The 15887-nt window shown below is 39.3% G+C and carries 14 protein-coding genes and 1 pseudogene; 8 read left to right on the plus strand and 7 right to left on the minus strand.

Annotated elements, in window-relative coordinates:
* Positions 1-99: 99 nt before the first annotated feature.
* Together QPK24_RS01130 and QPK24_RS01135 are read right to left on the minus strand one after the other, a co-directional pair.
* Complete coding sequence (locus QPK24_RS01130; protein WP_285745492.1) at positions 100-225, minus strand: paeninodin family lasso peptide; 126 nt, start codon at positions 223-225, stop codon at positions 100-102.
* Between the two features lie 9 nt (positions 226-234).
* Positions 235-2193 (minus strand): asparagine synthase-related protein, encoded by a 1959-nt coding sequence (locus QPK24_RS01135; protein ID WP_285745494.1) that lies wholly within the window; start codon positions 2191-2193, stop codon positions 235-237.
* Positions 2194-3407: 1214 nt separating this feature from the next.
* On the opposite strand from QPK24_RS01135, the gene QPK24_RS01140 reads away from it, so the two are divergent.
* The 5 genes from QPK24_RS01140 to QPK24_RS01160 all read left to right on the plus strand — a co-directional run bounded on the left by QPK24_RS01140 (position 3408) and on the right by QPK24_RS01160 (position 8003).
* Positions 3408-4601, plus strand: coding sequence for a nucleotidyltransferase domain-containing protein (locus tag QPK24_RS01140; RefSeq protein WP_285745496.1), 1194 nt, complete (start codon positions 3408-3410; stop codon positions 4599-4601).
* A gap of 128 nt (positions 4602-4729) precedes the next feature.
* Positions 4730-5023 carry a lasso peptide biosynthesis PqqD family chaperone gene (locus tag QPK24_RS01145; RefSeq protein WP_285745498.1) on the plus strand — a complete coding sequence of 98 codons (294 nt, stop codon included), beginning with the start codon at positions 4730-4732 and terminating at the stop codon, positions 5021-5023.
* Positions 5023-5505: a lasso peptide biosynthesis B2 protein gene (locus tag QPK24_RS01150; RefSeq protein WP_285745500.1), complete on the plus strand. Its 483-nt coding sequence runs from the start codon at positions 5023-5025 to the stop codon at positions 5503-5505. The genes QPK24_RS01145 and QPK24_RS01150 overlap by 1 nt, the downstream gene beginning before the upstream one ends.
* A gap of 29 nt (positions 5506-5534) precedes the next feature.
* Entirely contained in the window at positions 5535-7340 is a 1806-nt protein-coding gene (locus QPK24_RS01155; protein ID WP_285745502.1) for an ABC transporter ATP-binding protein, read from the plus strand.
* A gap of 462 nt (positions 7341-7802) precedes the next feature.
* Positions 7803-8003 (plus strand): cold-shock protein, encoded by a 201-nt coding sequence (locus tag QPK24_RS01160; RefSeq protein WP_213535621.1) that lies wholly within the window; start codon positions 7803-7805, stop codon positions 8001-8003.
* A gap of 280 nt (positions 8004-8283) precedes the next feature.
* Here QPK24_RS01160 and QPK24_RS01165 read toward each other — a convergent pair.
* Positions 8284-8817, minus strand: a pseudogene (locus QPK24_RS01165) (nitroreductase family protein); the annotation flags it as partial.
* Positions 8818-9124: 307 nt separating this feature from the next.
* Here QPK24_RS01165 and QPK24_RS01170 point away from each other — a divergent pair.
* From QPK24_RS01170 to QPK24_RS01180, 3 genes are all read left to right on the plus strand, one after another.
* Positions 9125-9325, plus strand: coding sequence for a cold-shock protein (locus QPK24_RS01170; RefSeq protein WP_213535621.1), 201 nt, complete (start codon positions 9125-9127; stop codon positions 9323-9325).
* 243 nt (positions 9326-9568) lie between these two features.
* Positions 9569-10243, plus strand: a complete 675-nt coding sequence (locus QPK24_RS01175; protein WP_285745505.1) for a YdeI/OmpD-associated family protein — start codon at positions 9569-9571, stop codon at positions 10241-10243.
* 292 nt (positions 10244-10535) lie between these two features.
* Positions 10536-10736: a cold-shock protein gene (locus QPK24_RS01180; protein WP_213535627.1), complete on the plus strand. Its 201-nt coding sequence runs from the start codon at positions 10536-10538 to the stop codon at positions 10734-10736.
* A gap of 139 nt (positions 10737-10875) precedes the next feature.
* Here the strand turns inward: QPK24_RS01180 and QPK24_RS01185 are convergent, their stop codons facing one another.
* From QPK24_RS01185 to QPK24_RS01200, 4 genes are all read right to left on the minus strand, one after another.
* Positions 10876-12234 carry an IS1182 family transposase gene (locus QPK24_RS01185; protein ID WP_285745507.1) on the minus strand — a complete coding sequence of 453 codons (1359 nt, stop codon included), beginning with the start codon at positions 12232-12234 and terminating at the stop codon, positions 10876-10878.
* Between the two features lie 258 nt (positions 12235-12492).
* A complete protein-coding gene (locus QPK24_RS01190; RefSeq protein WP_285745509.1) occupies positions 12493-13092 on the minus strand; it encodes a TetR/AcrR family transcriptional regulator in 600 nt (199 codons plus the stop codon).
* A 119-nt stretch (positions 13093-13211) separates the two neighbouring features.
* A complete protein-coding gene (locus QPK24_RS01195; protein WP_285745511.1) occupies positions 13212-14423 on the minus strand; it encodes an MFS transporter in 1212 nt (403 codons plus the stop codon).
* Between the two features lie 168 nt (positions 14424-14591).
* On the minus strand, positions 14592-15863 hold the full coding sequence (locus tag QPK24_RS01200) for an MFS transporter (protein WP_285745513.1): 1272 nt from the start codon (positions 15861-15863) through the stop codon (positions 14592-14594).
* Between the last annotated feature and the right edge of the window lie 24 nt (positions 15864-15887).

Consider the following 15887-nt stretch of genomic DNA (forward strand, 5'->3'; position numbering starts at 1 on the left):
CCATTGATTGAAATACGAATATAAAAAAGGATAGCCCATATACCCAGTTAGGCGTATAAGGGCTGGACTTATTAGGAAATGATAGCTCTTTACTTAGACTTAGCTGAAGTGAACAGTTTCATCTGGGTCGGGTTGAACTCCATCTGGAATTAGACCACCAGGACCAGCCATCGTCATATTAACATCAAGAACTTCCAAAGCGGGAATGCTCCATTCTTTTTTCATATGTATGTTTCACCTCCTTTCAAAAGTTTTTTGAAGAAACCGGTACAAAATTAAACTACGCATTAATAATTTGATGGACGGATTGTAGGCTTGATTGGGTTCAAGGCCGTGACGGGCTTCTGTAATGGTATCTTTGATAACAGGCATGTTTAGAATTTGCTGCATTCGAGCATCGTTACTCATATGGTCAAGTTCATCAATAAAATCAGGCCAGTCCTTTCGCATTCTATGGATAGAATCAGCTGCTTGTATCCCTCTCGTTCGTTGATTAAGCCTTACGAAATCAGGAAGGAAGCCTTGTGTAGATCTACGAATTAATGCACGATCCATGCCATCCTGAACGAATTGTTCCATAGGAGATGACAGGCAGTAGCGAATAACTCGTAGATCATTGGTTGGGTCATGACTCCATACTGAATAACGAAGAGAGAGCTTGCACCCACTTGTCCCTGTAATGTTCCAAATGTCTACTCGATCAAAATGCTGTCTTCTTGCTTCTAGTGGATCTGCAGGTATATCCGCTGTTGTTCCAATTCCAATAAATTTAGGATCGCTAAGTTTACTGTAAATACCGGTTCGCTTAGCAAAATCGGTATTTATTAATTGTGGAATCTTTGCAAACGATGGTGAAGGATTTAGCCGCTCGATTACAGGGAATGCTTTACGGCCAATCATGGAATAGAGTCGTTTCCGCCCTACGCCTACATTTCTGCTGTATTGGTTTACTTCCTTTGTTAGTTGAAGAAAACTGAACTTCTTTATGAGTTTGGAGTAATAATCGACGGCAGATCCCCAAGAGATGCTGTAATTTCCTCTGGCTCCGTTAAGAAGAATACCAATTCCAAGCAGCTGAGCCTGTTCGTATATCCCTCGTAACCAGAATGAATTATCAAAAAATTTATAAGGTGACTCCATGATATCGATCCAATCATCGATTTCTGAAAAAGAGCTTCTTCCATTGAAGTTCAAGTAATGTTCGTGAATATTTCCTACATACTGAACTGTCTGCTGGATAAGTGGTCTCTCATCTGCGAGCCTCCGCTTGGGTGTCCAGTCCTCAAATCCATCCTCTGGTACATAGCTGAAGGTATGAAGTCTGCGATTATCCTTCTGCAAGGATCTTGCAGCGAAGCTAGCAACAGATCCTGAGTCCAAACCGCCGCTAAGATGTGCTCCCACATTCTGGTCCGTTCGTCCAATCCTCACTGTGACGGCCTTATTGAATACTTCCTGAAATCCCTCCACATATTCTTGCGTTGAAGAAAGCTTCAAAGGAACTACATTTGAAAGGCTATGGTATCTGGTGATGGATACTCGATCATTCTTAATTGTTATTCTATGAGATGGTGGTAGCTGCTCAATATGTTTATAACTCGTAGTTGATGCATCTGGCGGTTCAAAAACACCGCTGATTGCGAGGAATTCAGCTAGCCAAAGTTCGTTTAATTCTTTATGTATATAAGGTAAAGATAATAAAGGGTTGATGACTGTGCAGAAGGAGAAAAACTCCTCATTACGGTGATAGTAAAGTGTTCGTGCACCAGAGAAATCCCTTGCTCCGAAAAGGGTCTGCTTACGCTCATCCCAAATGACAAAGGCGAAATCACCGACAAGCCTTTCTGGCATTTGTTCGGACCAGCGTTCATAAGCTAGTAGGAGAAGCTCACTGTCTGTCATCTTAGATCTTAGGTTTCTGGGAACCTGCAATTGCTCCATCAATTCTTCCCGGTTGTCGATTATAGCATCTGCCGTTATGGCAAGCCCTCGGATCGGATCATAGGCAGGTAAGATTTCGTTAGTGGATTGTTTCGTGATCCACTGAGCATGACAGCCCAGCATGATGCGGTCCTTGTGCCAAGTCGCGCTTTGATTAGCCGGATATTGCTTTAACGTTTCCATTACAAGTCGGCCGTGCTCCATGTAAACGGGTGCTCCATTAAAACCATAAATACCAGCAATTGCACTCATTATATTTCCTCCGTTGTACCTATTGTGCAAATTAAATTGTTAACCGATTAGTTCTATAGTCATTATATCAGAGATACGAATAGTAGCAATTGTTATTTTAAATAAATTACTTAATAGTGTTAAACGGCCAAGGCAATTGCTTGAGTTTCTTAAACATTTTTTGTTTAAGAAGATTAATATAATAAATGCAAGAGTGGTGCCCAAGGAATACTAATTACAGCATAAACCCGTCCACCTTTAAATTAGAATAACTAGAGAATTTAATGAGATTTGAATGACTAAAAGAAAGAAGGGATTTGATATTTACCAGGGATAGGTTTAATTAAGAGAGAAAGAAGAATATGATTTTGTAGAATTAATCCCCATGTAGATTAAACACATTGAAGATGTGCATGGGAAAGGTTCATATCATTCTAAACATGCCGCGTACGTAATATGTTGAAAGTGCTTCTAACATACAAAAAAAGAAACTATAAAAATATCAGTATAATAAATACATTTTATAACTTATGTAGAAGTGCTAATTCGAATATATCCTTGACAAAATATGAAATGTATCATAGATTTGGGATGTAAAATATACAATATGTATCATTGGGTTTTGTTGCAGGATTACCGTCTTGATAATTATTGAGAGTTAAAGTATATAGTCATCTTCTATGGTAGAAAATAAAATGGGAATTGTAAATGTATGAAGCCTGTCTATCGAATCCTCAGCTATTATGAATAAAGTCGTTGAAAACTATACTGATTTTGGTAAAAGTGCTGAGGAATTAACTTCAAGTCTATCGATAACACCACCGAACAATTCACAGGTTAAGAAATTAGTCTATCAAGATACCTCAAATTACAGCAGTTAATTGCTCGAATTTTGGGTATTGTGATTAATAGAGTTTTGTAAAATTACTGCTGATATTATGAATAGATCATTATTACAATGACAATAAACCAATCGGAAGTAAAGGTAATGTCTACCTCTAGAGAGGGATTTCGTAAGAATAGTAGTTGTTTGACTAATAAGGTGGGACTTTGAAATTACGTGATTTTTTTGTTTCTGTGAAGATTGGACTTCTAATTTAATTATTGCTGCTAGTTCGGGTTTTGCTTAAATGGTGGTTTTGATTCTGTGGACAGAGTTAATAAGAACAAAAGTATCAGGAATAGTTGCTTGTTCTTATTGTTGAAATTAAGATTAATCTGAGAGAGGTAATTTAATGAAAACTGCACCCATAATTGACACTACTGGTTTCCCGAAGGAGTTAATATTACTGTTGAAAATTTTAGGCTCTCATTCTTTGGATGAGAGCCATTTTGTCGATGTGGACTGGAATAAATTTCTTGATCTGGCTTTTCACCATCGTGTTTATCCGATCTTGTATGTGAGATTAAAAGAGTATACCAATACTAGTATACCTCACACTGTAATAAAGGCTCTACATTCTAAGTATTCCACCAATGTAATCAACATGTTACGTCTAAGCTCGGAATTAGAGAAGATTAATAAGGAGTTCTTGGATCTTAATATTCAATCCTTATTATTAAAGGGGCCAGTATTAGCATTGAAGCTTTATGGTGATTTATCACTTAGAACTTCAAAGGATTTGGATATTCTGGTTTCACCCCATCATGTAACACAAGCGGAAGAAATTTTGGTCAGACTTGGATATGAGACTGAAGAAAAAGATCAAGATGCAATCAATATACGGAAAAGAAAGCAATATCATATTTCATATGTTCATCCGCTACGTTTAACCCAAGTTGAACTACATTGGCATATGAGTCTTGAATTACCGGGTCCTTCTTTTGAAGATCTGTGGGAACGCAGAATTACAGCAACCGTATCAAGCAGCCCAATAAATTATTTAGGCAATGAAGATTTACTTGTGTATCTTGTTTCTCATGGATCAAAGCATGGATGGTTCCGTTTGCGTTGGCTCTATGATATTGATCAAATGATGAGTAAAGATATGATCAATATTGAGAAGTTGAAGCAAATCTACAAAAGCGATGGAGGCCAACACCTAGCTGGCCAATCTCTTTTATTAACCTCTAAACTTTTCTCAACAAGATTGCCAAATCAACTTGAAATATTAACACATAATAAACGCTCGCAGAAGTTGGCTTACTCTGCACTTTTCTTTATAAAAAATAAAGTAGATCTATCTCCAGATGGGGATAAACATATCTTAGGTCTACATAAACATTATCTATATTCACTTATGACATGGAAACAAAAATTGTCGCAAATAATTGTTTACCTTTATCCTAGTCCTAAGGATGTATTGCTTCTCCCATTGCCGAAATCACTTCACTTTCTGTATTTCCCTCTTCGACCATTCCTTTGGCTATGGAGGAGTTTAAGAAAAGAGTCTGAATCAGAAGGAAAGTTATTTAAGTTGGGGAGATAATGTTCCTGTAATGCAAATCGACACTTCCCACAATCTCATAACTTCGTATAAATCATGTATACTAAATGGCACGTCATTGCTATAATTGATACAGAATGTATCAGTTATTTTTAAGGGAGGTTCTTTCCATGAGCGTTGAATTCATCACAGCGGATGATCATATCGTACAATCCGAAGGTTTCCTGGTTAGTGATATGGATGGCGAAAAGGTGATGCTGAGCATCGAGAACGGTAAGTATTATAATCTGGGTCTGATCGGCGGCCGGATCTGGGAACTGGCCGCTTCACCTGTGACCATCGCTGGCATGGTTGAGCAACTAGTAACCGAGTATGAGATCGAACCTGAGGTGTGCGAGCAGCAAGTACATACATTCCTGAAGCAGCTCATCTCTGAGGGGCTTGTGCAGGTGAAACAGCAGTAATGCGTCTCTATAAAAAAGCACGCAAGTTTATGTCTTATCCACCCGATATGAAGCGGATGTTCTTTGAAGCTTATTTTTACCTTGCCTGGGGGAGAGTGTTTAAGCTGCTTCCCTTTTCCAAGGTAGCTCCCTCTTTAGGGGCGCATATGAAGGAAACCCCTTCAACAGGCTATACGGAACAGGATCTTTTGCTATTGCGTAAGATCTCCAGGACAGTCCATGTCATGAGCCGTCTTACTTTATGGGAGAGTCAGTGTTTAGTTAAGGCGGTCGCTGCGATGAAGATGCTTGAACGAAGAGGAATTTCGTGCACACTTTATCTGGGGAGTGGCCGGGATGAGAAGGGGCAGATGGCTGCTCACGCTTGGCTACGCAGCGGTCCATATATTGTAACTGGTAAAGAAGGCCATGAAAGGTACGCTGTTGTAGGGATTTTTGGGAAGGAAGTAAAGGGAGCAACTTTATCGCCCATGAAGCGGTGATCCGTCATCCGCACAAGGAGTTATGTATATTGAAGGATCTATTTTATTTTATTCGTAAAATGCACCATTTCGCAGGTATGAAGTTATACATAAATATGTCCATGACATTGTTCATCAGTTTACTAGATGGAATAGGAATCTATCTGATCGTTCCTCTCCTCAGCATTATAGGTATATTTAACACCAATTTGGATGGGATACCGCTTATCTCCTTACTACAAGACTTCATCAATTCATGGTCATTCGAACTGAATTTACCGATGGTGCTGGCGCTATATGTCATGATTGTTGGGGGACAGGCACTGCTTCAGCGGAGTCAGACCTTATTGAATGCAAAGATTCTACAGGGTTTTATTCGCAGACTTCGGGTGGAGACGTACCAGGGATTGCTGCAGGCGAAGTGGGAGTTCTTCTTACGGAGACGGAAGTCGGATTTTAATCATGTGATGTCTAATGAGCTCGGGCGTGTGAATTACGGAACATCTTTATTCTTGCAAATGATTACTTCCGTTCTGTTCACGATAATACAGATTGGCCTTGCTCTATGGTTGTCACCTATGTTAACACTCGTTGTTCTCATTAGCGGCGGGCTGCTTGCTCTATTCGGGCGTAGGTTTATTAAGAAGTCCAAGCGTATTGGGGAGGAGACAACAGAGCTGTCTAAGTATTACTTTGCGGGAATTAATGATCATTTCAATGGAATTAAGGATATTAAAAGCAATCGGTTAGAGCAGTCTCATATTCACTGGTTCAAAAATTTATCTCGAAGAATGGAAGATAACTTTATCCAATTTGGAAAAATGAATTCTTTGTCCCAGCTCATTTATCGTCTCTCCTCGGTTGTTCTTGTTGCGGGCTTCGTGTATTTGGCGCTTGAGGTATTCCATACGCCACCAGAGGAATTGATTGTGGTTATTCTCATTTTCTCGCGTTTATGGCCAAGGTTTATTAGTATTCAATCGAATACAGAGCAGCTTGCTTCCAATTTCCCTGCGTTCCGAGCTATGCGTAAGTTACAGATGGAATATGAGGCAGATCAGGAACTTGAAGATGTAACTGCCGTTATTAAACCACATGAGTTCCAAATGAAATATGGAATTGAATGCCGGGATGTTGATTATCGGTATGATTCGAATTCATCTGTGTATGCTTTAACGGATATTAATGTTCATATTCCTGCTAATCGTATGACAGCAATTGTAGGGAAATCCGGTGCCGGCAAGAGCACGCTTATTGATATGCTCATGGGGTTAATTCAACCGGAAAATGGGGAAGTCTTGATCGACGGGGTATCACTTCGAGATGATCAGCAGCTTCTTGGACTGCGCGGAGCCATTGGTTATGTAGCGCAGGATCCATTTCTTTTCAATGAGAGTATTCGGGACAACTTGAAACTCGTTGCTCCTAATGCAGACGATGCTGAGCTATGGGAAGCGTTGAAGTTCTCTGCCGCGGATGAATTTATTCGTAAGTCTCCGCAAGGGTTAGACACAATTATCGGTGACCGCGGAATCCGCTTATCGGGAGGAGAACGTCAGCGGCTCGTTCTTGCAAGGGCTATCTTGAAACGTCCATCAATTCTTGTATTAGATGAAGCAACAAGTGCGCTAGACAGTGAAAATGAACGACTTATCCAAGAAGCGCTGGAGCTTCTTAAGGGAAAAATGACGATTATCGTTATTGCACACCGGCTGTCCACCATCCGAAATGCTGATCAGGTCATTGTGATGGAAGAGGGTAACGTAATTCAACAAGGTGGATACCAGCAATTGTCGCAGGAAAGTAAAGGTACCTTCAGACAGTTGCTCAATTACCAGACGGGTGTTCAGGCGTAGTGATTAGCTAGCCTTTGAATCTGCGCAGGCAGCTGTTCCTTAGGATTGAGAGGACAGCTGCCTTTTTTGTGTTATTTAGAATAGGATAAAAATGATATTATCACTTAAATTTTGTGCCTCAGATATAAAGGATTTGGTTTTATCGAGGTCGAAGGCGGCTGCAAATCATAGGATGAAGGCGATCGAGTCGAGTTCAATATCGTTGAAGGCAGCTCAAATTTAGAGGAGGTTTAACGCTTTATCAGCATTTAATGTGTTTTTTAGTTGTTGGAATATCATATTTTTTTATTAAGAGTAGCTTTTTAGATGGAATTGTGCTATACTAAGTTTATTGAATTGTTGACCTGAAAAAATCCGCATAGCGTAGAGGGTTATTCTTCTAAATAATAACCTTGTCCCCTATGTGTATTTTTATTTAAGGTAAGAATTTCATGTAAATTTAAAAATTAGGTGGTAATAACAATGGAAACAGGAACAGTAAAATGGTTTAACGCAGAAAAAGGATTTGGCTTTATCGAAGTTGAAGGCGGAGACGATGTATTCGTACATTTCAGCGCAATCACTGGCGAAGGTTTCAAATCTTTGGACGAAGGACAACGTGTTGAATTCAACATCGTTCAAGGCCAACGTGGCGCACAAGCTGAAAATGTTGTAAAACTATAATTTTAGCTTTAAAAAGCTCCAAACCTTAGGTTTGGGGCTTTTTTTTATTTTAAATTATATATAAGACTCTCCAGTGAAAGGTTGTGGGTGGGATCTATGTAATTTAGATTTCTTCACAAAAACCCCGCTTCCTGATGAAACAGGGAACGAGGTTTTATATAAAGAACAGCTTTTTACCAGCTCACTACTCCGTTTACGAAGATTCAAATAGATGAGCCAGTAAAGTCTGGGTTTATTGTTATCGGCTATTACTGTCACCAACGGATAGATCTAGGTTATCTTATCTCCAAGTGGTTACCGTCTCCACAGGCAGGCGATACGATTCGAATCCTTCGCTGGCTGCTTTGCCAATCGTAATGAGCATAATCGGTACATAACGATCTTTATCAAGGCCGTACACTTCAGCGATTTGAACCTTCTCATAACCACCAATCGCATTGGTGTCATAACCGTGTGCACGTGCAACAAGCATAAGCTGCATGGATACCAGACCAGCATCTAGTATGTTGGTTTCTCTTAGTGTTGATTCCGGCATCACTTTATAAAATTGTCCAATGGCGTTCATCTGTTGCTCTTTCACTTCGCTAGGCATATATCCCAGCTCAACCGCTCTTTCATAAATTTCTTCCGCATAATCAAAGTTATCCATATCGGCAAAAACAGCGATTACCGCTGATGAGCTCATGACTTTATCTTTGTTGAATCTGGCAAGATGGCTAAGTGTTTCTTTTCCTTCTTCGCTATCGATGACTACAAAACGCCAAGGTTGCAAATTGACGGATGAGGGAGCACGTGAGGCCTTCGCTATTATTTTTTTGCAAATACATAAAATGACATCACTAAAAATGGCCCTGAAAATAAAGGATTCTCCTCAATAAGGAAGATAAGCATTAGATCAATTTCCCGAAATGTCATATTTCTTTAGAGACAAAATCCATTTAATTATATTAAAGAGTAGCTTTTTAGCTCACGCTGTGCTATAATAAGTTTATTGAAGTATTGACCTAGCGAATTCACATAGGGGACAAGGTTATTCTTTAAAAATAATAACCTTGTCCCCTATGTGTATTTTTATTAAGGTAAGAATTTCATGTAAATTTAAAAATTAGGTGGTAATAACAATGGAAACAGGAACAGTAAAATGGTTTAACGCAGAAAAAGGATTTGGCTTTATCGAAGTTGAAGGCGGAGACGATGTATTCGTACATTTCAGCGCAATCACTGGCGAAGGTTTCAAATCTTTGGACGAAGGTCAACGTGTTGAATTCAACATCGTTCAAGGCCAACGTGGCGCACAAGCTGAAAATGTTGTAAAACTATAATTTTAGCTTTAAAAAGCTCCAAACCTTAGGTTTGGGGCTTTTTTTTATTTGCGATTTAAGTTTAGTTCAGTCTAGATAGATGAGGTGGATCAGCGAAACTTTGGTCTAGTCCTAGCGTTTTTTGTTAGTACATGAATAGTCGTTAAAACATATGTGAAAACTCTTTTGAGAGGATATTTGTCAAAAGAAGTGGTCTGTGTTCAAATAAAGGCATAATGATAACGGAGGAGCTATCGAATAAAAATGGCTAAATCCATCGTAGAAAAATTAAATTTACATAAATACAATGAAGTCGCTGTTTTGGATGCCCCAGAAGGCTCGAATTACTTAGCTGAATTAACAGGTTATGATACAGAGCTTATAGACCATCATGCATATGATCTCATATTTGCTTTTGTACTGAATATGGATTCGTTAAAAGCTCTGGTAGATCGTGTGATTGTGAATCAGCATCTTCAGACAGGTGGATATCTCTTTGCAGCGTATCCTAAAAAGGGAAACAAAGTCTATCCCACATTTATTCACCGTGACGAATTGTTAGAAGGGCTTGGCAGTGACGAGAATGGTTATGTCGGGACAAGTAATATTAAATTTGCGCGAATGGTGGGATTGGACTCCATCTTTACCGTAGTTGGACTAAAAGAAGACGCGAAGAACAAGCAGAAAGCTTCTTCTAAACCAAGCGGGTATGTAGATGATTATATTTCATTTATACCAAGTGTCGAAAAGGATCTCTATGATACGCCGGATTTACTCGCCTTCTACCAATCACTAACCCCTGGCTATCGCAAAGACTGGGCACGTTATGTCTACAGTGCAAAACAAGAGCAAACGAGAGAAAAAAGGCGTGAGGAGATGAAAATGATCCTTCGCAAAGGGTATAAAAGTCGTGAACTATATCGCCGGGATCAATCATAGAAAGTCGTATAAAAATAAAGCGAAGGTCCACTCATATAAATGAGTGGCACCGCTTATTCAGGCGAAGAACCAATGAGAAATAGCTCCCATCTAAATCACTTCCACATTATACCTGAACGTTTAAGTAGCTAATTTCTCTGTGATGTGCTATAATTAGTTTATTGAAGTAATTGACCTAGAGAAATCCGCATAGCGTAGAGGGTTATTCTTTAAATAATAACCTTGTCCCCTATGTGTATTTTTATTTAAGGTAAGAATTTCATGTAAATTTAAAAATTAGGTGGTAATAACAATGGAAACAGGAACAGTAAAATGGTTTAACGCAGAAAAAGGATTTGGCTTTATCGAGGTTGAAGGCGGAAGCGACGTATTCGTACACTTCAGCGCAATCACTGGCGAAGGTTTCAAATCTTTGGACGAAGGTCAACGTGTTGAATTCAACATCACACAAGGCCAACGTGGTCCACAAGCTGAGAATGTTGTAAAACTGTAGTATTCAGTTTTCAAAAGACCCAAACGTTAGGTTTGGGTCTCAGATTGTAGACAAAAGGCATTCGGAATGTATTCATTCTGAGTGCCTTTTGTCATTTCTACTTCTTTTCATGAATAAATCAGGTGGAAACCCGCCTGATTTACGCTGGAATTGGTCTGTTCCACGACCATCTGGCGATTTTCTTCAAATTCATGGCAGCAAACGTAAGCATCGCCTGCATGGACAATTTTTTTAGCCCTCGCAGGGTTGTCCATCGCATGCCATGCTTTTCTTTTGCATCTGCAAATACCCGTTCCACCGTTTCTTTTCGTTTCGCATAGATTTGCTTTACATGCTGGTACTGTCTTAGATGTTCTACTTCTTCTAAGTGGTTTTGCCATACATGTCGCGTCACTACTTTTTGGTGGTTCTTGCTCCCTGTACACATGGATAAATAACGACACGATTTACAAATTTCTTTTGGAGATTTGTATTCTCGGTATCCTTCTTTATTGGTGGTCGAGTAAGGTAATACCACGTCAGCAGGACATAAATAGGCGTCAAAATATTCATCATACACGTAGTCATCTTTTCGAAAACCTTCTTTTTGAGAACGCGGACGTGTATAAGGCAGCGCCGGAGTAACCCCTTGCTCCAACAAATATTTGCTAATCCAAGGTGTTTTGTAGGCAGCATCGGCTGCTACTGCTACAGGTTTCCCAATCTTTTCTTTTACCATTTCTACGAGGGGTGCAAGCAAGTGGCTGTCATGTTCATTTCCGGGAGTGACGATGTTACCGAGTACAAATCCGTTTCGGTCTACTGCTGCGTGAAACGAATAAGCAAATTGTTTGGTCCGTTCATCTTTGACATAGTAGCCGCTATCGGGATCTGTAGTGCTTTGTTTAATTTCCTTTTCTTCTTCTTTTTTAAAAGAGTCCGGAGGAAACGGCTTTTTATCATGGTCGTCCCGATCTTGGTTAATTTCCTCTTCCAGTTTGCGTTGATATGCTCTTGTTTCTTTGCGTACAACCTTCTTTTCGAATTTCCGTTTATTCGCACTCGCTTTTACGTGTGTAGAATCGATGAAAACATGCTCCGCGCTGAGTAAATGTTTCTCAGCTGCAGTCCGCAAAATACGGTAGAAAATCTGTTCGAATAGATCTGTATCTTTAAAACGACGTTCGTAGTTCTTTCCAAAGGTAGAGAAATGCGGAACTTTATCATAAAATCCATAGCCCAGAAACCAACGATACGCCATGTTGGTTTGAACTTCTTCGATCGTTTTTCGCATGGAACGAATACCAAAGGTATATTGAATAAGAGGTAATTTAATTAAGATGACCGGATCGATGCTAGGTCGTCCAATTTCCGAATAATGATCCTGAACCAAGTCGTAGATGAAAGAAAAGTCGATCGCCGATTCGATTTTGCGAACCAAATGATCTTCTGGAACGAGTTGATCTAGAGCAACCATTTCAAGTTGGTCACGTTGAGTGGAGGATTGTTTCGTTAGCAAGATTGTCACCTCAAATAAAATAGTTGCTTCTATTGTAAAATAAAAAAGACTGCAGGCAAACTAGTTTAAGCTAGTTTGTCTACAGTCTGAGACCCAAACGTTAGGTTTGGGTCTTTTTTTATTTCTACTCTTTTATTCGAATAACAATAGAGCCAAGCCATATTATATAATGGCTTGGCTCTATTGTTGTTTATACGTTCTCAAAGGAACAATACACTTTCTTTGAAGCGTCATAAATTCCATGTATGTTATCGTCTGTTATTTCTTAACGAGGAACAACTGAATTAGCATTTCGTAAGAATAAATTAGCATTGTATTCACATCAAAATCATAATCTGTCATTTCCGATTCAAAGGCATGATTTATAACCGAGGACAGAATAAAGATTAATAGTTCTACGGTTTGATCTTTACCCACTGGTGTAGGTGTATTCGGAATAATGGGACATTGAGGAATGAAAACCCCTTTTTCTACTCCCTCTCGATAGATGTCTCGAACACATTCTCTTCGATTTTCACTAAATGCTCTAAACTTCTCCCAATCTTCCGGAAAATACTTTTTCAATTCATTCAGATGTCTTTTGCGAAGTGTTTGAATGTTGTATAGATAAAAAACAGCGCGCAGTTTTTCGACATAATCATGTTTCTCATGAATGATTCGGTTCAGTTCCTCTCGGTCATTAGCGATAAACGAATCACAGATCGAGCTGATTAGATGATTTTTGTCTTTAAAATGGAGATAGATGGTTTTCTTACTGATCCGCAGGTTATCTGCCAGTTCATGCATCGTGAATTTACGGAATCCATACTGGTCGATTAACTTTTTTCCTTCTTCAATAATTCGTTGTTCTGTATTCATATCAGCACCTCCTCTGTGAAGTTTATATATTTAAGGAAAATATAAATACCGAGATACCTTATTATACAGATTAAAGTCTTCGGTAAAAATGTAAAAAACAAACCTATTTTCGAATTTTCTTATTTATAGGACTCTGCTAAAGAATGAACCGTTTGTTTCAAGTTTATGCAAAACGGCACGATACTCGCAGCGACCAAGCAAATGCTCATGGCAATATAGGCAGTAACAAAAGAACCTCCGGATTCAGTGACAAGATTGCCAATGAGAATAGGTGCAATGATTCCTCCCATAAAGGCACCAATATTAATGACAGAAAAGGAGGCACCAATGACCTGATTGGATACTAAACGATATGGCAGCACCATATAAGCGGTGAAGGCAAACATAAGTAAGACGGATATAGCATACAGCAATAAAACGGTAATGACAAAATGAGTCGAATAGATAAAACCGATTAGGCAAGTTGCAGCAGCCAGAGAAGAGAGAGTGATGAATGTTTTCTCTTTCTGTTTAAAATATTTGTTGATTAAGATGCCAGCCGCCATCGTGGCAACGGCCATAAGTATCGAATTACTCGTTAGTAGATATCCGATTTTTGTATTGTCCATCATATGAAAATTCGCTTTTAAAACGGACGGCAGCCAGGAGATGACGCCTGTAGCAACTAAGTTCGTAAATAACATACCGATTGCGATACAGAGTACATTTTTTTCTTTCCACGCATCAAAAAGAGATACTGACTCTCTGGATTTTGTCGTTTTCGGGGAGTGTTCTTTCTCTTTCACAAATATAAACATCATCAACCATAAGGCGATGTAAAAAATAGTGATTAACCAGTATGCAACTCGCCAGTTACTATTAATGATTTGTGTTCCAATAGTGAATGCGAGAACACCGCCGACTCCAGCTGTAGCAAGTACTTTCGACTGAATGGAAGCATGCTGCTCGCCGCCGAAATTTGTACTTATGATCTTAGGTGAACCTGTTGTGTAACTTGCATGCCCCAGTCCAACGCCCATCCGCATCATAGCCAGTGCAAGTAATGAGCTGGATAAACTAAAGAAGATCGTAAAGAGAATGAGGACAAACAATGAAGATAAAATAAATTTACGATAACCGAATCGGTCCACCAGCCATCCTCCTGGAATCGTAATTAAAGTAAAACCGATATAGTAGACACTCAGAATCATCCCCGTTTGATTCGGCAACCAGTGGAATTGATCACCCAAGGCCAGTACAGTCATCGAAATCATATTTTTATCCATAGAGATAAAACTGCCCATAATTAAAACAGTTATCGCAATTTTCCATTGTTCTTTTGTCAGTATCACGGTGTGCACCTCATATGCTGTAAACTTTATCGATCATTATGAAGATCAGCTCTATTAAAAAAGCTAACTACAACCAATGAATATTGGTGAAACGTTGTAGTTAGCTTTTATATTTATCAATTATCTGAAAAGGGAGGAAAAGGTTGGTCTTGCTACATATAATCCTGATTAAGCGTTATTTCCGACTACTTGATCTGGTTGTGGCAAAGACGCAGATTCATATTTAGGTTTCGTTTTAGCTGCAAGGAAGTACAAAGCAGCACTTACACAGGAAAGTACAATCAGCACAGTTAAAACGAGACCATAAGAATTATTGATACCATATACAACGCCACCGAATACGGCACTAAGTGCAGTACCTAAGGAAGAGAACATCGAAACTGTACCAAAGATGGAACTGAAATCTTTTTCGCCAAACAGGTAAGCCGTAATGTAGGATGGAGCAATCGTAAGTGCAGTTGCACCAAATCCAGTGAATGTTGCATAAAGAATACCTGCAATTTGTCCATCTGCATGTCTTAGGAATACGAAGCTGAGTACGTTACATAGTCCTAAGAAGATGATCATGATAGTGAGTCCCATTTTATCAAACATTCTGCCAACGAGCAGCTTACCGACAATAACCATTGCGGATCCCAAGGATAATAGGAAGGCAGCTCTTGATGAAGTAGCACCGATATCTGTCAAGAATGGAGCAAGGTTGATAATCATGGTATTTGCGACGATCCCTGTTACGATAATAGCTGCGCACAAGATCCAAAACGATGGTGTTCTTAATACATCTTTTTGGTTCATACCGGATAACACTTGATTTTTATCTTTAGTAGGCGCTTGACCAAGCGGTGTCAAACCCATATCGGATGGGTGGAATCTGACAACAAATGCAGTCAGCGGAACAATGGTAACAGCAATCACAATACCAATGATCAGGTAGGTTGTTCTCCAGCCCACGGAATTAATCAAGGAACTAACGACTGGACTTAGGATAATACCGCCTAAACCACTGCCTGATAAGGCAATACCGAGTGCTAAACCGCGTTTCTCATTAAACCAGTTGGTAATCAGCACGGAAGAGGGAACGATTGACCCTGCAATGAGCGAAATACCTTGAAGAACAGATAGTGCATAGAAAACATAGATATTACTTGCAAAAGAAAATCCAACAAAGGATAGTGCACCTAGAAGGGTACATACCGTCATAAAAACTCGAATATTTACTTTTTTAAGTATTTTACCTGCAATTGGAGCGACTACTAAACCAACTAAGGTAACGATCGTAAAGTATAGACTAAACTGAGATCTCTCAATACCGAGCTCCTGTGATACAGGGTCTGTAAAAAATGAAATCAAGTTAACAATGGGCGTGAAAAGGAATGTCATTGACATAAAGGCTGTGATTACGATCCACCAGCCATAGAACATTTTGTTGTTTTTAGCCATGAGTTGCACCTTCCCGAGTTTGAT

Origin of the sequence: Paenibacillus polygoni (assembly GCF_030263935.1) — a bacterium.
GTDB classification, from domain to species: domain Bacteria; phylum Bacillota; class Bacilli; order Paenibacillales; family Paenibacillaceae; genus Paenibacillus; species Paenibacillus polygoni.